Below are 23057 nucleotides of genomic sequence, written 5' to 3'. Positions count from 1 at the left end.
TTAAAAGTTATTTTTTAACCTTTTTAAAGATGTTTTATTAGAACTCTAGTTCTAAATAAATACTACTTGCTGTAGTAGTTTCAGTAATTGTTTCTCCTTTTAAAACTTCCTCTAAATTATTAAGTAATTGAAGGTTGATTTTCCAATAACCAGTCATAGTTAAAGATAATTTTCCTCTATATAATTGATCTGCGGATTGCGTTAAATCTACATTATTTGGAGAACCATGATTTCCCATACTTGGCATTCTTGGATCAATTTTGATTTTAAAATTATCAACTACAGGAAAACTCATCATACTCTCCATTTTATATAAACCAAATGTAACATCATTAGTTGCAACTTTAGGAGTAGTAGGTTCAATCATAGCTATAATATATCTTACATTATCAGAACCTGTAAAAGAAGTAACTCTTTGTTTTACCGAAGCTGGAACATTTAGAACAGCAGTTGCAGTATAGGTAACATCAGCAATAGTATAATCTACTTGTAAATCCCAATATTCAGTATCATTTTGAGCCATTTGAAAAACGATAAATCCATTGTATAAGGTTTCTTTTGAAGCTGTTTTTGCAATTTCAGATTTTGGACAAGAATGCATCATCGAAGTCATATGCATCACTGGTGTCCAAGTAATTGTAGCGTTTTTTTCGTATTCGTTTGTGGTTTTATTTTTGATACGTAATGAAATACCATTGTAACCTTGTTCTAACGCTCCATTTGTATTATATAATTCGATAACGTGAGTATCATTTGTTATTTCTTGAATTTTGTTTATTCCGTCTAATTCAGAAGCTATTGGAGTAGTTGTATTATTGTCATCTGATGAGCAAGAAAGCATTGTTCCTAATAAGAAAAGGAACGTATATTTTAAAATTTTCATTTTGGTTTAATTTATTTTAGACATAAGTTGAATGTATTGGCTATAGAATAACCAATGATTTGATAGAAATATCAATAAATGAGGATGTTTATGCTAAAATGGGAGGATGAAATAAAGAAGAAAAAACAACTGAAGTATAAAAATTTTGATAAAATGAAATGTTTTCATTTAATTCAAAATTTAAAAATTTTGCGGAATTGAAGTTAGTAATAGATTCACAAAATAAAACTTCTATTTCGTGTTTTGTATTTTGTTTTTTATCTGAATTTAATGGTTTTTCAATTTCAGAAGCTTTAGCCAATTCTTTAGCTAAATGACATTTACCATTACATTTTAATTCTGGTTTTTCAATATTTTCACATAATTGAGTTGAAATATAATCATAGTTAATTATGTAATCAACAATAGGGAAAACCGGTTTGATTAACATAAAAGTAACTACTATGAAAATTATTTTTTTCAAAAAAAATTATATTTGAATGCAAAAGTAAAAATAAAAATTACATTTATTAGTTAAAATTTGAAATAGATTTGCTTGTAACATTCGTTACAATTTAAAGTGATTTTTTAATCTATATTTGTTTAAATTACTTTTATCATGAACAAATTACTTATTCTTTTGACGGCATTTTTACTTTTTTCTTGCAATGAAAAGAAAGAAAAGTATAAACCTGTTGAAAACGAAATTGTTGCATTGGACACAATTGCTCATGACGGAAAAAAACTAATGGAAATGCATTGTTATTTATGCCATAGTCCAAGTGCTAAAGAAAATGAAGGTAGAATTGCTCCTCCAATGATTGCTATAAAAGCGAGATATTTAATGGATTATGATTCAAAAGAAGATTTCATAAAAGCGATTTCTAATTTTGTGGAAAACCCAACAGAAGATAATACCAAAATGCACGGTGCTGTTAAAAAATTTGGAGTAATGCCCAAACAAGTTTTTCCTGAAAATGCTGTGGCTCAAATTGCAGATTTTATGTTTGATTTTCAAATTGAAGAACCAACTTGGTTCAAAGAACATTGGCAAGGTCATGGAAACGATAATTGGACACAACCAGGAAAAAAAGTAATAGTAGTTGAAAAACAAAAAACCTATGAAGAAATCGGATTGGAATATGCCCTTTCAACCAAAAAATTATTAGGTCAAAATTTAATGGGAACAATTCAAAAGAAAGGAACATTAGAAGCTTTAGCATTTTGTAATATTCAAGCTATGCCTTTAACTGATGGCATGTCTTTAAAATATAATGCAACGATTAAAAGAGTTTCTGATAAAAATCGAAATCCAAATAATAAGGCAAATGCAGAAGAGTTGGTTTACATAGCACAATTCAAAAAAGAGATTGCAGAAAATAAAGAATCTAAACCTGTTGTAGTTGATAAAGGAGAAAAAGTACAATTTTATTATCCAATTCCAACCAATACAATGTGTTTGCAATGCCACGGAAAACCTAAAAATATTAAACCAGAAGTGCTACAGAAAATAAAAGTTTTATATCCAAAAGATTTAGCTGTTGGTTATGGAGAAAATGAAGTTAGAGGAATTTGGAGTATAACTTTTGATAAGAAAAAATAATGACTAAAAAAGGATATATCATTACTGGAATTGGAATTGCAGTCGGATTAATTGCTGGCTACGCTTATTATTATTATGTAGGTTGTGCATCAGGAACATGTGCAATAACTTCAAAGCCTTTAAACAGCACTTTGTATGGTGGTTTAATGGGTGGACTATTATTTAATATATTTGTAAAATCACCTAAAAAATAATATATATTTGCGAAATGAAATTTAAAGTTTACATACTTTTTATCTACTTAATTGCTCTAACAGCATTGCCTTCTGTGCGTGCCGTTAAACTTCAGTTTGGAAGTAATTGTGAACAATCATTTGATAATTCTGAAGAAAAAGAATGTGAACACAGTAAGTTTGTAATGGGGTTAAATTTTAGTCCCGTACAGGTGATACATGAAATAAATTTTTCACTTAAAACTATAATTTCAGATTTTAAATTGAAAAAAGAAACTTCGTTTTATGAAGCTTACTTTGTTTCAATTTATCAAACTACCATTTGGCATCCTCCAAAGTTTATGTTGTAATTACGTTTCGATTTTAATGCTGCTTTATTAGCAGTTAACATAACATATAACAAAATGAAAAAGTTTATATTTTTTCTTGTCTTGGTTTTAACACAACTAATTCAAGGACAAAACAATTTTCCATATGATGTAGTTTTGACACCTGTTACTGTTTCAGGGTTACCAGGTTTACATTCATACGCATTTGGTCAACACAACGGAAAATGGTTAATAATAGGTGGAAGAAAAGACGGAATTCACGCTCGTCAGCCTTTTAACGCTTTTCCGGGAAGCCAGAATAACACTGATATGTAGTTGATATTGCTACACAACAAACCTGGTCTGCTTCTGTAACGACTTTAGCAACCGGAATACAAGAGCAATTACAATCTACTAACATGAATTTTTATCAAGATGGAAATGCTTTATATATAATTGGCGGTTATGCTTTTGCAACTTCTGCTAATGATCATATTACGCACGATAAATTAACGTCAATCGATGTTTCAGGTTTGATTACTGCAATTACATCTAGTGCTAGTATTACAAGTTATTTTAAACAAATTACGAATGCAAACTTTGCTATTACTGGAGGATATTTAGGTAAAATTGGGAATGAATTTTATTTAGTAGGAGGTCATCGTTTTGATGGCCGATATAATCCTATGAATAATCCAACGTTTACCCAAACCTATTCAAATTCTATTAGAAAGTTTGAAATTGATAATTCAGGAACACAATTATCTATCAGTAATTATTCGGCTATAACTGATGCTGTTCATTTACACAGAAGGGATTATAACTTGTTACCACAAGTCTTTCCTAATGGTGAATTAGGATACACTATTTCTTCTGGAGTATTTCAAATCAATGCAGATTTACCATTTTTGTATCCAGTTGACATTAAAGCTAGTGGTTATTTTCCACAAACAGGATTTAATCAATATTTGAGCAATTATCATTCAGGAAAAGCTTGTTTGTATGATGTAACTAATAACAACATGCATAATTTATTTTTTGGTGGAATAAGTCAATATTATTACAATAACGGTACTTTAATTCAAGATGATACAGTTCCTTTTGTGAAAACAATTAGTAGAACGACTAGAACTTCTAACGGTTCTTTAACTGAATATCAATTGCCGGTTGAAATGCCTAATTTAAAAGGTGCTGGAGCAGAATTTATTCCGAATGAAACTTTACCGCATTATTCAAATGAAGTAATAAAACTTTCAGATATAACGGCAACTGAATTTGTGATTGGTCATCTTTTTGGCGGAATTCAAAGTAGTTCAACTTCTCCATTTACTAATAATCAAACTAGTACTACTAGCGCAGATCCAACAGTTTATGAAGTTAAGTTGGTTTATAATCCAGCCTTAAGTGTTGATAAAATTGATGGAAGAAATCCGTTTTCATTTACAGTTTATCCAAATCCTGCTGAAAATGATACCATAAAAGTTGATTTGAAAATTCCATATTTAGCTGAATTGGAATATATGATGTCGAGTTTAGATGGGAAAATTTTATCAGAAGGAACAATTGAAGATTTAAAAATAGGAAATAACCAAATGGATTTTAGTTTAGAAGAAGCACAAACTAAAACGGTTATTTTGACATTTGTTTTTGATCATAAATTTTACGAATCAAAAAAAATCATAAAAAAATAAAAGAAATAAAAAAGTTATACAAATATTTATATATTTGTTCCTTAAACGATTAAAAAATAATTTAAAACGATACACATGAAAAAATTAGTAACATTACTAGCAGTAGTTGCATTTATGTTTTCGGTAGATGCTAACGCTCAAACGCCAAAACAAAAAAAGAAAGAAGCTAAAAAAACTGAAAAAGCTGCTTGTTCAACAGACGCAAAAGCTTCTTGTGGAACTGAAGCAAAGGGTTCTTGCTGTTCTTCTAAAAAAGCAGAAGCTAAAAAAGAAGATTAAATTTTAGCTAAGATACAATTGAAAACCACGAATATCTATTCGTGGTTTTTTTTTAAACATTAGTTAAAGTTTTAAATATGTAACTGTTGTTACTTATTGCCAAAAGAATATTAAATAGATTTGTATTCAATAAAATAACACGTTATGGATGTTGAAATATTAGCAAGAATTCAGTTTGCTTTTACAATTGCCTTTCATTATATCTATCCACCTTTAAGTATTGGTATTGGGTTGATTATGGTAATTATGGAAGGTTTGTATCTAAAAACTGGAAATAAAGAATATGAAGTTTTAACTCGTTTTTGGTTAAAAATTTTCGCAATAACTTTTGGAATAGGTGTTGCAACAGGAATTATTATGGAATTTGAATTTGGTACCAACTGGGCTGTATATTCAAAATATGTAGGAGATATTTTTGGAAGTGCTTTGGCAGCTGAAGGTTTATTTGCTTTCGGATTAGAAAGTACTTTTTTAGGAATTTTAATTTTTGGATGGAATAGAGTATCACCAAAAGTTCACTTTATTTCAACAATAGGAGTGTTTTTAGGCTCGATGTTTTCTGCGGTTTGGATTGTAGTCGCAAATAGTTGGCAACAAACACCTGCAGGTTATCACATAGTTGGAGAAGGTTTAAGTGCTCGAGCAGAAGTAACCGATTTTTGGGCAATGGTTTTTAATCCGTCAAGTGTAGATAGAATTATTCATGTTTGGCAAGGAGCTTTTTTAGCAGGTGCCTTTTTAGTTTTGAGTGTTCATGCATATTACACTAGAAAAGGAAGATACGTTGAATTGTCTAAAAAAGCTTTTAAAATTGCTTTAGTCGTAGCTACATTAGTTTCGTTCACTCAATTGCTTTCAGGTCATAGTTCTGCAGATGGAGTTGCTGTAAATCAACCTGCAAAATTAGCTGCTATGGAAGGTCATTACGAAAAGTCAGCTCCAGCTGATTTATATCTTTTGGGATGGGTGAATAATGAAAATCAAAAGGTAACTGGTTTAGGATTGCCCGGAGGATTATCATTTTTAGTTCATCAAGACTTTCAAGCACCAATTACAGGTTTAAATGCATTTCCTGAAGAAGATAGACCAGGACAAGTTAATGCAGTTTTTCAGTTTTATCATATTATGATTTCTATTGGAATGTTTTTAATAGCAATTACTTTTTATGCTAGTTTTTTATGGTGGAGAGGCAAATTATTTGAAAACAAATGGTTGATGTGGATATTTTCATTTTCGGTTATTTTACCACAAATAGCCAATCAAGCAGGCTGGTTTGCGGCTGAAATGGGAAGACAACCTTGGATTGTTTACGGACATTTACGAACTAGTCAAGGATTTTCACAAGAAGTTTCGGCTAATCAAATAGTGTTTTCATTAGTCATGTTTACAGTTGTTTATAGTTTATTGTTGATTTTGTTTTTATATTCTTTAAATAAAAAGATAAAACATGGTCCTTATGATGAAGCTGTAAATCCTTTAGAAATTATTTAAATAAAAAAACATGGAAACATTTTTAGGTATAGATTATCCAACACTTTGGTTTTTAGTAGTAGGATTGTTATTTTCAGGATATGCAGTTTTAGAAGGTTTTGATTATGGTGCTGGAGCTTGGCATTTATTTTTTAAAAAAGATATTAGTAGAAGAATCGCCATAAACGCTATTGGTCCAATTTGGGATGCCAATCAAGTTTGGTTAATTATTGGTGGTGGAGCTTTGTTTGCAGGATTTCCGGTAATGTATGCTACTATGTTATCTTCGATGTATGTTCCTTTTATGTTGTTTTTAATGTTTTTGGTGCTTCGTTCTACATCCATAAAATTTAGAAGTGCAGAAGAAATGCCTTGGTGGAGAAAAATGTGGGATATTACCTATTTTGTATCTAATGTATCCATCACTTTTTTATTAGGAGTCGTTTTAGGAAACGTGCTACAAGGTTTTGAAATTGGTCCAAATTTCAGTTATCAAGGTGGTGTTTTCTTTTCGTTTTTAAGTCCTTATGCAATCATGACAGGATTTACGACATTATCGATTTTTATGACACAAGGAGCTATTTTCTTATTGTTAAAAACAGAAGGAAGATTACATGCTAGATTAACATTCTTATTAAAAAAAGGAATGATTTTTTTTATTGTAAGTTTCTCCGTTACATCATTGTATACCTTAATTTTTATTCCTGGTGTGACTGATAATTTTAAAAGTAATCCTGTGTTTTTTATATTACCCATTTTATCATTTTTAGCAGTTGCAAATGTGCCTAGATTAGTATCTAAGAAAAAATATGGACAAGCATTAATATTTTCATCCTTAACGATGGCTTTTTTATTGATGTTAGTTGCTTTTCAATTATATCCAGTATTATTACCTTCGACTATAGACCCTGTTTTATTGCCCACAACAATACATCCAGAACATAGTGTAACTATATATAACGCTGCATCTTCTCAAAAATCTTTAGGAATCATGCTTACAATAGTAGTAATTGGAACTCCTTTATTAGCAGGTTATTTCATATTTCTCTACAGAACATTTTACGGTAAAGTTAAACTAGATGATACTAGTTATTAAATTTCAAAAGTGTCTTTTTTAAGGCACTTTTTTTTTTAGGTTAAGGTGAATATTTCAAATTCATAAACATTTTATAAGTATTTTTCAATAAAACGCTTTAATGATTTTTTTTGTTAAGTTGCTGATAAACTGATAATTATCATATTTTTAAGATTGTAAATTGCTTAAATTTGAGTAATATTAATTCTAAATACTTATCTAATGAAAAAAATTTTATGGTTATTCGTATTAGTAGTTTTAAGTACTACTTCGTTAATTGCACAAGATCAAATTAGAGACAAGGATCAAGACCAGGATCGAGATAGAGTGCATCTTATGTTAGTTGATGGTGATGTTCTACAAATTAGAGATCGTGATCAATTAAGATTAAAAGATAAACTAACATTAAATGATGGTACTTTGGTAGAAACGGATGGTACTTATCAAAAAAGAGATGGAGAAAAATTACGTTTACGTAATGAAGAATGTATAGATATGGATGGAAATGTTTATACCAATGAATATCAGTACAGACAAAGAATGCAACAAGAAAATATGAATTTGAACGAAAATCAAATTAAAGAAAGAAATCAAAATCGTTATCAATTGACTCTTATAGATGGAGAGTTATATCAAATTAGAACACAAGAACAAACGCGCTTACAACAACAGCTTAGTCTTGGTGATGGTACAGTAGTTAATCCTGATGGTACTTACCAAAAAAGAAACCAAAAACAAATGCGTCTTAAAGAAGGTGAGTGTTTGAATATGGATGGTGAAATGCATAAAAACATGAACCAACAAAGAAAAATGCTTGTCCAAAAAAACAGTAAGGCAAATAAAAAAATTATAAAAAATAAAACACAAAAAAAACCAACTGTTAAAAAAATGACAAAGGCTAAAAAAGGAAATTAACCTTTTTAATTCATAAGAAAATAAAGAAGTTAATATGGAGACTTCTTTATTTTCTTATTAAACTCATCTAAAATGAAAAATAGCAACATTTTATTATATGTATTAACTTTTTGCTTACCAATTTACTTGTTAGCGCAGGATAGTACTAATACACAAATAAATAAATTAAAATCATATATATTAACAGATGTTAGTTTTCAAAATGATGCCGTTTTTATGGGGCGTAATGATTCTATTACTGCACCATATTTAGTTCCTTCTATTGGTTATTATGATGCTTCAGGTTTTTTTGCGGATGCATCTTTGTCTTACCTTACTAAATCAAATGAAAACCGAGTAGATTTATTTTTGTTTACAGCAGGATATCGTTTTGAATCTAAAAAATTTAGTGGTTATGTTTCAGGAACAAAATACTTCTTTAATGATATAAGTTATAATATTCAATCTGAAATTGTAGCAGATGTTTCTGCAATAATTAGTTATGATTTAAATATAATTAAAACTTCTTTAACAACAAGTACTTATTTTAATAAAAATAGTAATCCTGATTTTTTTGTTGGAGCTCATTTAGCTAAGGAAATTCATACAAGAGACGAAAGTTTTGAGATTATACCAACCTTAAGCTTATATGCTGGCTCTCAATATTTTTATGAAGAATATTACAAGTATAATAAAACAGGAAATAATCAAATTGCGGGTAATGGAAGTGGACAAAACCAACAAGTTGAATCTGTAGTTATAGATATTAATGAAGTTAACAAGTTTAATTTACTTAGTATAGAATTAAGTATGCCAATTAATTATTATTATAAATCATTTATAATTTCAATTACACCCCAGTTAGCATTTCCTCAAAGTAATGCAACGTTCACAACTGAAGATGCTGTTTTCAAAGAAAATCTTAAGGAAGTTTTTTATTGGTCAGCAGGAATTAGTTATTGGTTTAATACAAGTAAAGACAATAAATAAAAACCATATTTCAATCTTAAAAGCACTTTTTTTATCTGTAACAAATGTAGCAGTAGGAAGATAAGTAATAAACTAATTTTGAAGTATTAAACTAATTAAGATGTCAAAAATAGTAATATTAGGTGCAGGAATATCTGGTCATACAGCTGCTGCACATTTAAGAAGAAAATTAGGTAAAGAACACGAAGTTCTTGTAGTTTCTCCTAATCGAAATTACCAATGGGTTCCTTCCAATATTTGGGTGGGAATTGGTAGAATGAAAGCTGAAAAATTAATCTTTGCTTTAGAACCTTTATACAAGAGAAAAGGAATTGGTTACAAACAAGCCAAAGTAGTTTCGTTTCATCCAGAAGGAAATAAAACAGAACAAAAACCATATGTTTCAGTTGAATATGTTTTTGGAGAAAAAAAAGGTACACAAGAAAATGTTACCTATGATTATCTAATCAACGCAACTGGACCCAAATTAGCTTTCGATATGACTGAAGGTTTAAATCCTGGAACAAATAAAGCATATTCGGTTTGTACTTATGATCATGCTGAACACGCTTGGCACGGTTTAAAAGAACTTATAGATCAATTAAAAACTTCTGATAAAAAAGCTAAAATTTTAATCGGAACTGGTCACGCCAAAGCAACATGTCAAGGAGCAGCTTTTGAATACATTTTAAATGTAGAAAAAGAGTTAGTCAGACATGGTGTTAGAGATAAAGTAGAAGTTACATGGATTTCCAACGAAAATGACTTAGGTGATTTCGGAATGGATGGTATGTTGATGGATTACAATGGTTTCAATATGAAATCAAAAGACATGATCGAAATGATTTTTGAAGATAGAGGTATCAAATGGATTTTAGGTGCAGGTGTCAACAAAATGGAAGATGGAATAGCTCATTACGAAAATTTAGAAGGTGAATTTAAATCGGAAGAATTTGATTTTGCGATGTTAATTCCGGCTTTTTCCGGACATGGTTTTAAAGCTTATGATAAGAATGATGCAGATATTACCGATAAATTATTCAAAGGATTTATGATAGTGGATGCCGATTATACACCAAGACCTTACGAAGAATGGACGGTTCAAGATTGGCCAGAAACTTATCAAAACCCTTCATACAATAATATTTTTGCTCCAGGAATTGCCTTTGCACCACCTCATTCAATTTCAAAACCAAGAAAAAGTAAAAATGGGACAGATATTTTCCCATCTCCACCAAGAACAGGAATGCCTTCTGGAATTACAGCAAGATTAGTAGCGGATAATATTATTGATAGTATTAAAGCAGGAAAAGAATCCTTACATCATAAAGGTTCTTTAGGAAATATGGGAGCAGCATGTATTGCTTCTGCAGGTTTTGGTATGACAAAAGGAAGTGGTGTGAGCATTACAACTTATCCAATTGTACCAGATTATAAAAAATATCCAGAAACAGGAGGAAGAGATATTAATAAAACCTTTGGAGATATAGGTTTGGCAGGACATTGGGTAAAATTATCTTTGCATTATGCTTTTATCTATAAAGCTAAGATGAAACCATTTTGGTGGTTAATTCCTGAATAATTTTTAGAGAAAAGAAAAAAGATAATAGACGGATAGATCAGAGAAAAAAATGAACTATCACCAATCACCTAAAACAAAAAAAATGACACAAAGAATATCAAAATCACAACATGCAAAAATGCAAAACCCTATAATACAGTTTTTTAAATTTTTCTATTTAAATTTTAGAATCTTAAAAATTGTAGCTGGTGGACATGGAGGAACCAGATAACATATCATCGCTACAATTATTATTGTTTTTAGTTTTTTGGTTAGTATTGAGGCTGTTTAAATTGAAGTGAGCAGCCTCTTTCTTTTTCTAAGTAACTCTTGTTACATTTAAGTGTAACTCTTGTTACCAAACGCTCTTTTTTCTCAATGTAAATTTGCAACAAATAAAAAATACAACTATGAATACTAAATTAATAGTAACTTTTTTTGGATTCTTTGCCTTAGCTTTTTCAGCATCAGCACAAGATACCATTGCTATTTCTAAAAAAGAAATTTTAGAAAAAGTAAACGATAATAATTTGCAAATCAAAATTGCAGAAAAAAATGCAGCTTCAGCAAAAGCAGATTATAACCAATCTAATTCGTTGTTTTTGCCAAGCATTACAGCTTCGCACACGGCTATTTCTACTACAAATCCTTTAATGGCTTTTGGTTCTAAATTGAATCAGGAAATTTTAACAGCCTCCGATTTTAATCCAGCCTTGTTGAATAATCCAAACAAAACGCAAAACTTTGCCACTAAAATTGAAGTGTTACAACCTTTAATTAATGTAGATGGTTTTTACGGAAGACAAGCTGCTAAATCAAAATTTGAAGCTTTTCAACTGCAAACCGAAAGAACTAAAGAATATTTACAACTTGAAGTAAATAAATCTTTTATGCAATTACAACTAGCGTACAAAGCAGTTGAGGTTTTAGAAAAAGCAAATGCAACAGCTCAAGCAAACCTTAAATTAGTAGAAAATTATGCTAAACAAGGTATGTTGCAAAAAACAGACTTACTTTCAGTTCAAGTTCGAGTTAATGAAGTTAAAAATCAATTGCAATATGCAAAATCTAATGTGCAAAATGCTTCGGATTATTTAGCTTTTTTATTAAATGAAGATAATACAAACAAAGTTTTCAAACCAACTGAAGATATTGAAAAAGTTATAGAAATTTCATCATTTGACCCAAAATTGATTTCCAATAGAAAAGACATTTTAGCCATGGATAAATCAGTAGAAGCTTATGGACAAATGACACAAATGAATAAAATGGGTTTCTTACCTAGATTAAATGCTTTCGGAACTTATGAATTATATGACACCAAAATTTTTCAAACTGGAGCTAAAGGTTACACAGTTGGAGCACAATTATCTTGGAGTGTTTTTGATGGCTATAAAACTATCGGAAAGTATCAAAAAGCTAAAGCGGATTATGATAAAGCGCAAACTGAAAGTGATCAATACAAAGCAAAAAGTCAGTTAGAATTAAACAAAACCAATCGTCAATTGTTAGATGCTGAAAACAAAGTCAATCTTTCAAAATTAGCTTTAGAACAATCACAAGAAGCTTATAGAATTAGAGAAAATCGTTTTAAAGAAGGTTTAGAAAAAACAACCGATTTATTAAATTCAGAAACCTTACAATTCCAAAAAGAACTAGAATATTTACAAGCCGTTTTTGAATATAATTTCACCCAAAAATATTTAGAATTTTTAACCCAATAAGAAGAAAGAAACAAGAAGAAAGTGAAAAGACAGAATTTTTTAAGATTTCTCATATTTCTCAAATCTGTGTTCCAAAAAAATAAAATTATCAAGATGAAAACAAAAATAACAATAGTAATCCTTTCAACTCTTTTCCTAATCTCTTGTGGTGGTGAAAAGAAAAACGAAATCGCAACGGAAACTCCAATTGCAGTAAAAGTAAGCGGAACAACTGAAAACGATAACAGTCCTTTTGTAACAGCAAGTGGGAAATTAGAATCGCAAAAAAGTGCCAATGTAAGTACAAGAATGATGGGTTATGTAACCAAAGTTCACGTAAAAATGGGACAAAAAGTAAGTCAAGGTCAATTATTGGTTAGCATCAATAATACTGATTTACAAGCCAAAAAAGCACAAGTTGATGCTTCGATTTTACAAGCTACAGCTGGATTTAATAATGCAAAAAAAGATTATGAGCGTTTCAAAACCTTATTTTCACAACAAAGTGCTTCTCAAAAAGAGTTAGACGATATGACATCGCGTTATGAAATGGCAAAAGCGGGTTTGGAAGGAGCGAAACAAATGCGTAATGAAGTTATGGCTCAATTTTCTTATGCTAATATTACAGCACCATTTTCAGGAGATGTTACTAATACTTTCGTGAAAGAAGGTGATATGGCAAATCCAGGAATGCCTTTAGTAAGTTTGGAAGGAAACGGTTTAATGCAAGTAATGGCAATGGTTTCTGAAGGAGATATAACTTCAATCAAAAACGGAATGCCTGTTACGGTTTTAGTAAAATCATCTAACCAAGAATTGAAAGGGAAAGTGAGCGAAATAAGTGGTTCAGCAACAAATACTGGTGGACAATATTTAGTAAAAATCAATTTAGATAAAACCGATAAAAATATCCTTTCGGGAATGTTTGTAAATGTTCAATTTCCAATTGAAAAACCTAAAGCAAAAACGGAAACAGAAACAAAAAAATCAGATAAGGTTTTAGTACCAGAATCTGCATTAGTAACACAAGGACAATTAACTGGAATTTACACTGTAAGTAATAATGTAGCTATTCTACGTTGGATAAGAACTGGAAAACCATTCGGAAATCAAGTAGAAGTTTTATCAGGATTATCAGCAGATGAAAAATACATCGTTTCAGCTGAAGGAAAATTATACAACGGAGTAAAAGTTAGTATTCAGTAATTAATGTTCAGTCGTAGTTTTCAGTTTTAAGCAATGCCTTTTAACCTTTTAAACTACCAAACTTTTAAACTTAAAGAAAATGCAAGAAGGTATAGCAGGTAAAATTGCCCATTTTTTCATCAATTCTAAATTGACCATTTTATTGATGGTTGGTTTGATGATAATAGGTATATATAGTTCGTTCTTAATTCCTCGTGAAGAAGAACCACAAATCAATGTTCCAATGGCCGATGTAATGATTGGTTATCCAGGAGCAAGTCCGGCAGAAGTAGAAAGTAGAGTGATTAAACCACTTGAAAAAGTGTTGTCGAATATCAAAGGTGTAGAGCATTTACATAGTATGGCTATGGATGGTCAAGCGATGATAATTGTACAGTTTTATGTAGGAGAAGATTCAGAGCGTTCGTATGTGAAATTATACGATGAGTTGATGAAAAACGAAAATATATTCCCAAAAGGAGTATATAAGCCTATGGTAAAAACACGTTCTATTGACGATGTTCCTATGTTAGGATTAACGCTTTGGAGTGAAACTTTAAATGATTTTGAAATCCGTCAAATTGCGGAAGAAGTTACTTCTGAAATTGAAAAAGTTAAAGATGTTGCTATTACTAAAGAAATTGGAGGAAGAACGCGTCAGCTTAAAGTTATTTTAGATAAAGATAAAATGGCTGAAAACGGAGTAGATGCTCTTGGAATTATGCAAATGATTCAAGCCAATAACGGAAGTTCACAATCAGGAAGCTTTGTGTCTAATGATACAGAATACTTAATCACAACAGGTGAGTTTTTAAAAAGTTCAGAAGATGTTGAAAATTTAGTAATTGGTGTAAATGCCAATATGCCAGTATATTTAAAACAAGTAGCAAAAATTCAAGACGGACCAGCAACTCCAAGCAGTTATGTGTCTTTTGGATATGGAAAAGCGAATGAAAAATATACAAATAACAAATCAGAATATCCAGCCGTTACGATTTCAGTAGGAAAAGTAAAAGGAGCTGATGCGATGAAAATATCAGACAAAATCCTTGAAAAAGTTGAAAGTCTAAAGAAAAATTTAATCACAAATGATGTGCATGTTGAAGTATCGCGTAATTATGGTGAAACAGCTTCACACAAAGTAGGTGAATTATTAATGCACTTAGGAATTGCAATTATTGCAGTAACCCTTTTAGTAATGCTAGCCATGGGTTGGCGTGGTGGATTAGTAGTATTCTTTTCTGTACCCTTAACCTTTGCATTGACGCTTTTTGCTTACTATATGTTAGGCTATACTTTGAACCGAATTACACTTTTCGCTTTAGTTTTCGTGGTCGGAATTGTAGTAGATGACAGTATCATCATAGCCGAAAATATGCACCGCCATTTCAAAATGAAGCGATTGCCCTTCAAACAAGCTGCCATTTTTGCGATTAACGAAGTTGGAAATCCAACGATTTTAGCAACTTTTACTGTAATTGCTGCAATTCTTCCAATGGCTTTCGTATCAGGTATGATGGGACCATATATGAGTCCAATGCCAATTGGTGCTTCGATAGCAATGTTACTCTCGTTGTTTGTAGCTTTAACGGTGACACCTTATTTAGGTTATCATTTATTACACGAAAAAGACGAACAAAAAGAAAAAGAAGAACAAGGTTTAGAAACTTCCTGGATTTATAGAATGTATAATAAATTAGAACGACCATTTTTAGATAGTTCTACAAAACGTAGAGTAATGCTAGGAATTACAGTTCTATTGTTAATTGGTTCTGTGGCGATGTTTTTTACAAAATCAGTTTTAGTAAAAATGCTGCCTTTTGATAATAAGAATGAGTTTCAAGTAGTAGTAGATATGCCTGAAGGAACAACTTTAGAAAGAACAGCTGCTGTAACACAAGAAATTGCTCAATATTTGACTACAATTCCAGAAGTGGTTGATTATCAAAATTATATTGGAACGTCAGCGCCAATCACTTTTAACGGATTAGTGCGTCATTATGATTTACGTGGTGGAAGTAATATGGCTGATATTCAAGTAAACTTGTTACACAAAGCAGATCGTGATTTACAAAGTCATGATATTGCTAAAATCGTTCGTCCAGAAGTACAAAAAATTGCTAAGAAATATGGAGCCAATGTCAAAATTATTGAAGTTCCACCTGGACCACCAGTTTTATCAACTTTAGTTGCTGAAATTTATGGACCTGATTATAAACAACAAATAGAAGTTGCTAATCAAGTAAAAGGAATTCTTGAAAAAACTGCAGACATTGTAGATGTCGATTGGATGACAGAAGATAATCAAATTGAATACACCTTAGAAGTAGATAAAGAAAAAGCAATGCTTAACGGAATTGCACCACAACAAGTAGTTGGAAATTTGACCTATTTATTAAAAGAATATCCAGTTTCTACTTTGTATGATGAAAACTCAAATAACAGTGTAGGAATTGTACTTTCTTTAGATGACAAAGACAAAACTTCTTTGCAAGATATTCAAAACTTAAAAATCAAAGGAAGTCGTGGCAATGTTGTCCCAGTTTCTGATTTGGTTAAAGTTGTTAAAGGAACTTTACAAAAAACAATTTATAGAAAAGACCAAAAAAGAGTGGTTTATGTAACGGCTGATATGGCTGGAGATTTGGAAAGTCCTGTTTATGCTATTTTAGGGATGAATGAAGAATTGCAAAAAATGAAACTACCAAAAGGCTACAAGGTAAATGAATTGTACATGGAACAACCAACAGATGAAAGCGATTTCACGGTCAAATGGGATGGAGAATGGCAAATTACCTTAGAAGTATTCCGTGATTTAGGAATTGCTTTTGGAGTAGTAATTGTAATCATTTATATGTTGATTGTTGGATGGTTTCAAAACTTCAAAACGCCAATGGTAATGATGATGGCTATTCCACTTTCATTAGTCGGAATTGTATTTGGACACTGGTTATTAGGAGCTTATTTCACGGCAACATCCTTTATTGGAATGATTGCTTTAGCAGGAGTCATGGTGCGGAATTCTGTCTTGCTGATTGACTTCATAGAAATCCGATTAAACGATGGAATTCCTTTAAAACAAGCCATTATTGAAGCTGGAGCAGTAAGAACTACACCAATTCTACTAACAACAGGTGCAGTAGTTATCGGAGCCGTAATCATCCTTTTTGACCCAATTTTTCAAGGATTAGCCATTTCATTAGTATTTGGAGCGATTGTTTCAACTGTATTAACATTAATTGTTGTGCCTTTAATTTATTACATCGTTGAACGTAAAAAATGGGAGAGACAAGATGTGATTAAAGAAAATAATGATGAATCTAATATATAAACATTATGAAACTACTAATAATTACAGCAATAAAAGAGTTTGAAAAAGAAATCAAACAACAATTAAAAACAGCAAAAGTCAGTACGTTTTCATATAAGAATGTTATTGGATATAGAGATAATACAGAAGATGCTATAGAATCCAATTGGTTTTCAAGCGAAATGAATAAATCAGAATCTATATTGTTTTATGCCTTTGTAAAAAAAGAAAATGTAGACACGTTGTTTGTATCTATAAATGAATTTAATTCAAAACAAGAAACGCTTTCAAAAATACATGTTGCAGTTTTAGCAATAGAAAAATCAAATTAAAAAAAGAGAAAATGGTAGAAAAATTAATAAAAAGAATCGCAGGAATATTTATAATTATAAGTGTTCTATTAGGAATGTATGTAAACCCAAATTTTTATTGGTTTACCTTATTTGTAGGAGCTAATTTGCTTCAATCATCATTCACCAATTGGTGCTTATTAGGAGATATACTTCGAAAAGTATTTAAAGTAAAAGACTAAATAAAAAAAATGCCGTATCATTCTTGAAACGGCATTTTTTTATCACTATAAATAAATTAAACTATCTTTTTACTATACTGACAGCAGTGCCAGTTATACTAACTGCAACATAATTAGTTGTGGTTAGTTCAATATCAACAGCAATTCCTACGATAGCATTTGCATTCAAATTTTCAGCATTCTCTTTTAATTGATCAAAGGCTTTTGCTTTAACTTCAGAAACACTTTCACTAATTCCTGCATAATATTTTTGCATGTTAAAAGTCATTGTCGTTTTTTGCGCATTTACAGCATTTACAGCATTTCCAGAAACGATACCTCTATATTCTAAAATTTTATAATCTTCTACGGAATTGGTTGTTGTTAAAATCATTGGTTCTTAATTTTTGTTTATAATTAGTAGTTCAAATTAAATTATTGTTACTAATTTTTTTTAAAAATTAAAAAAAGATTCCTCAGGATTAGAAGATAATTATCAATTTAACTGTTCAGTTTTTAGAGGTTAATTTTTTTTATTTTAAGAGAAGATTCTCAATTCACTTCCATTTAATGCAGTGTTATATTGTGTTAAATTTTTAGAACCTGGACCACTCAAATGTTGCCCTGCATTACTAAAATTAGCTCCATGATTTGGACAATGAAAATCATTACTACTAGCTATATAATTTACACTTGTTCCGTCGTGAGTGCAAGCAGCAGAAACGGCTAAAAATGTTCCAGTATTTGTGCGAGCAATTACAATTCCATTAGCAACCATAAAACCTCCATTTGTAGCTAATGAACCAGTAGAAACATCTACAGTAAAATCTACACCTGAAGGAGCAGGAGCAGGGCTACCTGAGCCATCATTACTACAACTTGTTGTTAATCCACCTATACATGCAGGAACTAAAATTAGTGCTGCTCCAAATCCTGCTTTTGAAAAAAATTCTTTTCTTGTCATAACGTTTAAGCTTTTATGTTTTTTTATAGTTTAATAACAATTTCAACCCGAAAAGCCCTACTTTTTTTATAACCTAAAAACTATATCTAAGAAAAATATTTGGAGTTCTTTTTAAAGCATATGTATTAACTTGCTCTACAGAATTAGAATTAGTATTTATTCTGTAAAATTGATTTAGGTTAGTTTTTGAATTCAATAAATTTTGGATTGAGAAACCAATTTTCATTTTAGATTTTTGAGTTAAATTAATATCATAAGAACCCGATAAATTAATTTGAAAGAAATTTTTTAAATTAGTTGAATTTGGATTTGAATATGCTATTTCTGTAGAACTATTACTTAAATATATTGGTGTTATACTTATTGGGAGAGTTGTAGGTTTTCCAGTAAACCATTGTGCTCCAAGGGATAAATCTAATTTATGGAAATTAGTAATTATTGCCGATTTAATAGTGTGTTTTATTTCGAAATTATTGGGAAATGAAGAAGGAGTTAAATTCTTAAAAGTATAATCATTTTGAGTGAAGGCATAACTTACCCAAAACATTAAATTTTTATATTTTTTTTGAGTTAAAAATTCGGTGCCATAAACAGTATAACTTCCATTTGTTCTAATAAATTCAAATTGATTTTGAAAAGCTTGTGTCATAGAAGTAATTCCATCTACTTTTTTGTAAAAATTATCAACGGTTAATAACCAATTGTTTTTAGAAAATGAAAAACCAAGGGAGACTTGGTTACTTTTGATTATTGGAATAGCATCATTGTTTGATAAAACCCATCTTCTTTTTTCAATTCCTAAAAAATCTTTTTGTAAATCTACAATTTGCGATGTGACTTGGTGTTTTTTTTCTGCCAAAAATTCTATTGAAAAAAAGGGTGCAATTTTATAATTCAGTTGTATTTTTGGTTCAAAAATAAAAGATTGAAATTGTTCAATATAATTTTGTCTTATTCCAAACGTACTTAAAAACTTATCATTCTTTGAAAGATATTTTAGTTCACCAATTATGGCATGATTGCGTAATACATATTTATTGTTTCTAGAGAAAGTAGGACTATTTATTTTGTCATTATTTCTTATTCCAATTTCATTGTATTGATAACCATTAGAAAAGGAAAAAACATTAGATAAAATATGATTGTTTTCTAATTTTACACCTATGTCTAAAATCGTATTTTCTTGATTAAAAATTTGATTATTTTGTATAGATTGATTTTCAGATTGTATATTGAAATAAGAAGTGTAAATAGAAATTTTTGAACTATTTTTCGGATTCCAATTGGTCTTAAACATCACATTTGCTCCATAAGTTTCTTGATCAAGGACACTTTGTTTAGTTATTATAGTGTTGTTTTCGTTTTTAGATTGATTAATATCCAAATCATTTGAAAAGTGCAAAACATCAATAAAAAAATCAGTTTCTTTTTTTATTTTTTGATGATATTGTAAAGATAAATCATAAAAATAAAAATACACATCAGAATTGTAACTAGTATTTAGATTATTAGTTACTATAGTGTTTTGAAACACTTTATTGTAATAATTTTTATAGGTTGACGAACTAAGTAAATCAGTAAATGAACGTCTTCCGCTAATTTCTAAATTTGATTTTTTTGAAGTTTTTAATTTGGTGTAGAAATCAACATTAATCATATTTATGCCAAAAGCACCAGTTGATTTTTCTATTGAATCTGTTTGTGTTGAAATTAGAATGGAACTCGAAACACCATTTCCATAAAAAGAAGAAGTTCCGTTTTTTGAAAGTGTTATTTTATGAGTTAGATTTGGATTTAAAACAGAAATTAATCCAAAAAAATGCCCTGTTTGATATAGTTGAATGCCATTCCAAAGAAATAAATTTTGATCATGAGTACCACCTCTAATACTCATATTAGAAATTGTTCCATCCGTTATGTTTATTCCAGGAATTTGTTGAATTGTTTGAAAAACATCAGGTTCAGATAATCCAGGTAATAATCCTTGTTTTTTTGGATTTATTTCAAAAGTTCCGTCTCTTTTTTTTACAATTCCTTTGGTAAGATATTCTTCAAAGATAAAAATATTTAATTCATTTATCTTATTTTTTATATAAATTTTCAGGCAATCATTTCCATCAAAATCTGAAGTTTGAATTGTTTTTATATCATAATTTAAGTGAGAAATTTCAATTTCGTTAGTTGATTTTAACTGTAATTCAAAAAAACCTAAAGAATTAGAAATAGCGTAATTATTAGAGTTTTTTATATGAATGGAAGCATTTTCAATTGGAAGTTTTGCTTCATCATCATAAAGATAACCACAAACAGTTTTGTCTAAGTTTTGATTGTTAACTACAGAAATATATTTACCAGAAACAAAAATAAATTTAAGTTGTGTTTTTTGTGTAATGTAATCAAGCTTGTCAAATAAAGATAATGAATTTTTTGGAGGAATAATTTTAAATGAAGTAATTTCATCTTCAATAAAATTAAAATTGACTTTGTGTTGTATGCTTATTTTTTCTAAAATTTCTTTCAACAAGAGACCTTCATTTTTGTCTTGTGCCACCAATTTTGGAACTAAAACAAAAAAAGCAATTATAATTAGTATTATATTTTTTTTTATCACCTACTTGTAACTAATTCAAAAGAATTTTCATTTATTTTTTTTATTTTTAAGTGATAGTTTGAGGCAATAATTTGTAAAGTTATATCTATATTGTCAGTTGGAACTGTTCCTGTAAATAATTGTTCTGATTTAAAACCATAGGTTTTCAAAGATATATTGTATTGAATTTCAATTTCTTGAATAAGATTTTTAAATTTTTCTTTTTCAAATTTCATTTCGTTCAAAGTCCAAAGCGGCTTATTTTCAGTTACAGATTGATTAATAATCATTTTATTATTCTCAAATGAAACAGTTTGTCCTTTTAAAAGGATAACTTCATTTTTTGTTGATTTTACTTTTACTTTCCCTTCATAACAAGTTACATCAAACCTTTTATTTCTTGATTTAACATTAAATTGAGTGCCTAAAACTGTTACTTTTCCTGAGTTTGTATTGACCGTGAATTTTTTGCCTTTTGCAACTTTAAAATAAGCTTCTCCAGACAAATTTAATTGTCTCTTATTGTACCAATTCCATTTGCTATATTCAATTTTAGAACCAGAATTCATAACAACTTCTGAATTATCTGGTAAAGAAAATACGTTTTGTTTTCCATTTTTTGCAATTTCAGTAATTTCAGAAAAGGCCTCTAGTCCTAAAAAAAAACCAAAACCAATAACTAAAACGGCTGCTATTTTTAGAAACCAATTTTTATATAGTGGTTTAGTTTTATTTAGTTTTATTTTGGAAGATATTACTTTGTCAAGCATTTCTTCTTCATTATATTTATCTGTTTCTATTTCTAATTCAGATGAATATTTTTTAATTTTTTCATATATAGCAAAATCTTCCTGACTTTGGAATTCATTTAATTCCGTTTTAGTCATTTCGCCATTAAGCCATTTAGATAATTTGTAATTTTTTTCCATGATTATATTATAACATAGTAACTATACTTTACCCTACTTTTTTAGATAAAGTGTATACTATTTAAAATAGTCAAATTCTTTTCTTAATTCAGTTAAAGCAATATGTATTCTTTTTTCAACTGCTTTTACACTAATATTCAATATTTCAGCTATTTCGCTATATTTTTTTCCGTCAATTCGGTGCATTAAAAAAGCAACACGTTGGGTCTCATTTAATTTTTCAATAGCCTTAAGTAACTTCTCTTTAAATTGTGATTCTTCTAATAGAAATTCTGGATTTTCATGGATTCGAACATTTTGAGTATTCCTTTTTTGATATTTTAATTTTACTTTTTCATGTGTTATTACATTTAAAGAAGAATTAGTTGCGATTGTATAAACATAAGATTTGGCTTTTTCAAGAGGAACATCTGCACAATTTTGCCAAAGTTTAATAAATGCATCTTGTGTTATGTCTTCGGCTTGACTTAGATTGCCAAATTTGTAATAAAGATAATTTCGTAACGCATTTGCATTTTTTCTAAAAAAAATAGAAAATACACTTTCATTACAAACTTCGGAAGATGACATGTTTAAATAAATTGATTAGGTAAATTTATACTTTTTTTTTAAAGTAGGGTTTTTTATTTGTAAATTGTTTTAATTATGTTTTAGCACACAAAAGATTATGAAAAAGATAAGTATGTTTTTAATTATTGTTCTAGGAATTCTTAGTACAAGTTGTCAAAATGAAGAAAGCGAAATTGAGAACCCTAATCAAAACGTAAATAATATTGTCGTAGGTTCACCTTTGTTTGATTTAATTTCTAGAACCACACAAAACCCAACAGAAATTGATAATGTTATAGATAACTGTAGTGGTTTTAGTGTTCAACTTCCTTTAAGTTTGACTGTTAATGGTGTGGTTGTTAATGTTGCTACCAATTTGGATTACCAAAATGTTCAAGATATTAAAAATCAGTATACTTCAGATAATGATA

The 23057-nt window shown here is 29.5% G+C and carries 24 protein-coding genes and 1 pseudogene; 18 read left to right on the top strand and 7 right to left on the bottom strand.

Annotation, left to right across the window (positions count from 1 at the left end; all coding sequences use genetic code 11):
- Nucleotides 1-37: 37 nt before the first annotated feature.
- Complete coding sequence (locus AACZ53_RS01145; protein WP_339833746.1) at nt 38-883, bottom strand: hypothetical protein; 846 nt, start codon at nt 881-883, stop codon at nt 38-40.
- An 88-nt stretch (nt 884-971) separates the two neighbouring features.
- Nucleotides 972-1346 carry a hypothetical protein gene (locus AACZ53_RS01140; protein ID WP_339833743.1) on the bottom strand — a complete coding sequence of 125 codons (375 nt, stop codon included), beginning with the start codon at nt 1344-1346 and terminating at the stop codon, nt 972-974.
- A gap of 135 nt (nt 1347-1481) precedes the next feature.
- On the opposite strand from AACZ53_RS01140, the gene AACZ53_RS01135 reads away from it, so the two are divergent.
- The 17 genes from AACZ53_RS01135 to AACZ53_RS01055 all read left to right on the top strand — a co-directional run bounded on the left by AACZ53_RS01135 (nt 1482) and on the right by AACZ53_RS01055 (nt 17615).
- Complete coding sequence (locus AACZ53_RS01135) at nt 1482-2465, top strand: DUF3365 domain-containing protein (protein ID WP_339833741.1); 984 nt, start codon at nt 1482-1484, stop codon at nt 2463-2465.
- Nucleotides 2465-2659 carry a DUF6132 family protein gene (locus tag AACZ53_RS01130; RefSeq protein WP_339833739.1) on the top strand — a complete coding sequence of 65 codons (195 nt, stop codon included), beginning with the start codon at nt 2465-2467 and terminating at the stop codon, nt 2657-2659. Before AACZ53_RS01135 ends, AACZ53_RS01130 begins: the two co-directional genes overlap by 1 nt.
- Nucleotides 2660-2673: 14 nt before the next feature.
- Nucleotides 2674-2988 carry a hypothetical protein gene (locus AACZ53_RS01125; protein ID WP_339833736.1) on the top strand — a complete coding sequence of 105 codons (315 nt, stop codon included), beginning with the start codon at nt 2674-2676 and terminating at the stop codon, nt 2986-2988.
- Between the two features lie 54 nt (nt 2989-3042).
- On the top strand, nt 3043-3282 hold the full coding sequence (locus AACZ53_RS01120; protein ID WP_339833733.1) for a hypothetical protein: 240 nt from the start codon (nt 3043-3045) through the stop codon (nt 3280-3282).
- 83 nt (nt 3283-3365) lie between these two features.
- Nucleotides 3366-4637, top strand: coding sequence for a hypothetical protein (locus tag AACZ53_RS01115; RefSeq protein ID WP_339833731.1), 1272 nt, complete (start codon nt 3366-3368; stop codon nt 4635-4637).
- A 75-nt stretch (nt 4638-4712) separates the two neighbouring features.
- On the top strand, nt 4713-4916 hold the full coding sequence (locus tag AACZ53_RS01110; RefSeq protein ID WP_339833727.1) for a hypothetical protein: 204 nt from the start codon (nt 4713-4715) through the stop codon (nt 4914-4916).
- Between the two features lie 144 nt (nt 4917-5060).
- Nucleotides 5061-6407: a cytochrome ubiquinol oxidase subunit I gene (locus AACZ53_RS01105; RefSeq protein ID WP_339833725.1), complete on the top strand. Its 1347-nt coding sequence runs from the start codon at nt 5061-5063 to the stop codon at nt 6405-6407.
- Between the two features lie 10 nt (nt 6408-6417).
- Complete coding sequence (gene cydB, locus AACZ53_RS01100; RefSeq protein WP_339833723.1) at nt 6418-7482, top strand: cytochrome d ubiquinol oxidase subunit II; 1065 nt, start codon at nt 6418-6420, stop codon at nt 7480-7482.
- 201 nt (nt 7483-7683) lie between these two features.
- Entirely contained in the window at nt 7684-8376 is a 693-nt protein-coding gene (locus tag AACZ53_RS01095) for a DUF6799 domain-containing protein (protein ID WP_339833721.1), read from the top strand.
- A gap of 72 nt (nt 8377-8448) precedes the next feature.
- Nucleotides 8449-9345: a hypothetical protein gene (locus AACZ53_RS01090; RefSeq protein ID WP_339833719.1), complete on the top strand. Its 897-nt coding sequence runs from the start codon at nt 8449-8451 to the stop codon at nt 9343-9345.
- 100 nt (nt 9346-9445) lie between these two features.
- On the top strand, nt 9446-10906 hold the full coding sequence (locus AACZ53_RS01085; protein ID WP_339833716.1) for an FAD/NAD(P)-binding oxidoreductase: 1461 nt from the start codon (nt 9446-9448) through the stop codon (nt 10904-10906).
- An 82-nt stretch (nt 10907-10988) separates the two neighbouring features.
- Entirely contained in the window at nt 10989-11117 is a 129-nt protein-coding gene (locus AACZ53_RS01080) for a hypothetical protein (RefSeq protein WP_339833713.1), read from the top strand.
- A gap of 178 nt (nt 11118-11295) precedes the next feature.
- The gene (locus tag AACZ53_RS01075) at nt 11296-12609 is read left to right on the top strand and encodes a TolC family protein (protein WP_339833711.1); all 1314 of its coding nucleotides are present in this window, start codon (nt 11296-11298) and stop codon (nt 12607-12609) included.
- A 93-nt stretch (nt 12610-12702) separates the two neighbouring features.
- Nucleotides 12703-13794 (top strand): efflux RND transporter periplasmic adaptor subunit, encoded by a 1092-nt coding sequence (locus AACZ53_RS01070; RefSeq protein WP_339833709.1) that lies wholly within the window; start codon nt 12703-12705, stop codon nt 13792-13794.
- Nucleotides 13795-13873: 79 nt separating this feature from the next.
- A complete protein-coding gene (locus tag AACZ53_RS01065) occupies nt 13874-17104 on the top strand; it encodes an efflux RND transporter permease subunit (protein ID WP_339833707.1) in 3231 nt (1076 codons plus the stop codon).
- A 5-nt stretch (nt 17105-17109) separates the two neighbouring features.
- Nucleotides 17110-17415, top strand: coding sequence for a hypothetical protein (locus tag AACZ53_RS01060; protein ID WP_339833705.1), 306 nt, complete (start codon nt 17110-17112; stop codon nt 17413-17415).
- A gap of 11 nt (nt 17416-17426) precedes the next feature.
- Nucleotides 17427-17615, top strand: coding sequence for a DUF2892 domain-containing protein (locus AACZ53_RS01055; RefSeq protein ID WP_339833703.1), 189 nt, complete (start codon nt 17427-17429; stop codon nt 17613-17615).
- Nucleotides 17616-17676: 61 nt separating this feature from the next.
- Here the strand turns inward: AACZ53_RS01055 and AACZ53_RS01050 are convergent, their stop codons facing one another.
- The 5 genes from AACZ53_RS01050 to AACZ53_RS01030 all read right to left on the bottom strand — a co-directional run bounded on the left by AACZ53_RS01050 (nt 17677) and on the right by AACZ53_RS01030 (nt 22647).
- Nucleotides 17677-17988, bottom strand: coding sequence for a heavy metal-binding domain-containing protein (locus tag AACZ53_RS01050; RefSeq protein WP_339833701.1), 312 nt, complete (start codon nt 17986-17988; stop codon nt 17677-17679).
- Between the two features lie 144 nt (nt 17989-18132).
- The gene (locus AACZ53_RS01045; RefSeq protein ID WP_339833698.1) at nt 18133-18558 is read right to left on the bottom strand and encodes a Rieske (2Fe-2S) protein; all 426 of its coding nucleotides are present in this window, start codon (nt 18556-18558) and stop codon (nt 18133-18135) included.
- Nucleotides 18559-18631: 73 nt separating this feature from the next.
- The gene (locus AACZ53_RS01040; protein ID WP_339833695.1) at nt 18632-21109 is read right to left on the bottom strand and encodes a TonB-dependent receptor plug domain-containing protein; all 2478 of its coding nucleotides are present in this window, start codon (nt 21107-21109) and stop codon (nt 18632-18634) included.
- A gap of 56 nt (nt 21110-21165) precedes the next feature.
- Nucleotides 21166-22077, bottom strand: a complete 912-nt coding sequence (locus AACZ53_RS01035; protein ID WP_339833692.1) for a FecR domain-containing protein — start codon at nt 22075-22077, stop codon at nt 21166-21168.
- A 57-nt stretch (nt 22078-22134) separates the two neighbouring features.
- Nucleotides 22135-22647 carry a sigma-70 family RNA polymerase sigma factor gene (locus tag AACZ53_RS01030; protein ID WP_339833690.1) on the bottom strand — a complete coding sequence of 171 codons (513 nt, stop codon included), beginning with the start codon at nt 22645-22647 and terminating at the stop codon, nt 22135-22137.
- Between the two features lie 97 nt (nt 22648-22744).
- Between AACZ53_RS01030 and AACZ53_RS01025 the strand changes: the two are divergent.
- Nucleotides 22745-23057 (top strand): annotated as a pseudogene (locus AACZ53_RS01025) (hypothetical protein); the annotation flags it as partial.

This window comes from uncultured Flavobacterium sp., assembly GCF_963975005.1.
Classification (GTDB): Bacteria; Bacteroidota; Bacteroidia; order Flavobacteriales; family Flavobacteriaceae; genus Flavobacterium.
This window is presented reverse-complemented; position numbering and strand designations above follow the sequence as displayed.

Excerpts from the sequence above, each read along its gene's own strand:
- AACZ53_RS01145 (WP_339833746.1), bottom strand. The coding sequence starts at position 883 with ATGAAAATTTTAAAATATACGTTCCTTTTCTTATTAGGAACAATGCTT.
- AACZ53_RS01135 (WP_339833741.1), top strand. The coding sequence starts at position 1,482 with ATGAACAAATTACTTATTCTTTTGACGGCATTTTTACTTTTTTCTTGC.
- AACZ53_RS01130 (WP_339833739.1), top strand. The coding sequence starts at position 2,465 with ATGACTAAAAAAGGATATATCATTACTGGAATTGGAATTGCAGTCGGA.
- AACZ53_RS01125 (WP_339833736.1), top strand. The coding sequence starts at position 2,674 with ATGAAATTTAAAGTTTACATACTTTTTATCTACTTAATTGCTCTAACA.
- AACZ53_RS01120 (WP_339833733.1), top strand. The coding sequence starts at position 3,043 with ATGAAAAAGTTTATATTTTTTCTTGTCTTGGTTTTAACACAACTAATT.
- AACZ53_RS01115 (WP_339833731.1), top strand. The coding sequence starts at position 3,366 with ATGAATTTTTATCAAGATGGAAATGCTTTATATATAATTGGCGGTTAT.
- AACZ53_RS01110 (WP_339833727.1), top strand. The coding sequence starts at position 4,713 with ATGAAAAAATTAGTAACATTACTAGCAGTAGTTGCATTTATGTTTTCG.
- AACZ53_RS01105 (WP_339833725.1), top strand. The coding sequence starts at position 5,061 with ATGGATGTTGAAATATTAGCAAGAATTCAGTTTGCTTTTACAATTGCC.
- cydB (WP_339833723.1), top strand. The coding sequence starts at position 6,418 with ATGGAAACATTTTTAGGTATAGATTATCCAACACTTTGGTTTTTAGTA.
- AACZ53_RS01095 (WP_339833721.1), top strand. The coding sequence starts at position 7,684 with ATGAAAAAAATTTTATGGTTATTCGTATTAGTAGTTTTAAGTACTACT.
- AACZ53_RS01090 (WP_339833719.1), top strand. The coding sequence starts at position 8,449 with ATGAAAAATAGCAACATTTTATTATATGTATTAACTTTTTGCTTACCA.
- AACZ53_RS01085 (WP_339833716.1), top strand. The coding sequence starts at position 9,446 with ATGTCAAAAATAGTAATATTAGGTGCAGGAATATCTGGTCATACAGCT.
- AACZ53_RS01080 (WP_339833713.1), top strand. The coding sequence starts at position 10,989 with ATGACACAAAGAATATCAAAATCACAACATGCAAAAATGCAAAACCCT.
- AACZ53_RS01075 (WP_339833711.1), top strand. The coding sequence starts at position 11,296 with ATGAATACTAAATTAATAGTAACTTTTTTTGGATTCTTTGCCTTAGCT.
- AACZ53_RS01070 (WP_339833709.1), top strand. The coding sequence starts at position 12,703 with ATGAAAACAAAAATAACAATAGTAATCCTTTCAACTCTTTTCCTAATC.
- AACZ53_RS01065 (WP_339833707.1), top strand. The coding sequence starts at position 13,874 with ATGCAAGAAGGTATAGCAGGTAAAATTGCCCATTTTTTCATCAATTCT.
- AACZ53_RS01060 (WP_339833705.1), top strand. The coding sequence starts at position 17,110 with ATGAAACTACTAATAATTACAGCAATAAAAGAGTTTGAAAAAGAAATC.
- AACZ53_RS01055 (WP_339833703.1), top strand. The coding sequence starts at position 17,427 with ATGGTAGAAAAATTAATAAAAAGAATCGCAGGAATATTTATAATTATA.
- AACZ53_RS01050 (WP_339833701.1), bottom strand. The coding sequence starts at position 17,988 with ATGATTTTAACAACAACCAATTCCGTAGAAGATTATAAAATTTTAGAA.
- AACZ53_RS01045 (WP_339833698.1), bottom strand. The coding sequence starts at position 18,558 with ATGACAAGAAAAGAATTTTTTTCAAAAGCAGGATTTGGAGCAGCACTA.
- AACZ53_RS01035 (WP_339833692.1), bottom strand. The coding sequence starts at position 22,077 with ATGGAAAAAAATTACAAATTATCTAAATGGCTTAATGGCGAAATGACT.
- AACZ53_RS01030 (WP_339833690.1), bottom strand. The coding sequence starts at position 22,647 with ATGTCATCTTCCGAAGTTTGTAATGAAAGTGTATTTTCTATTTTTTTT.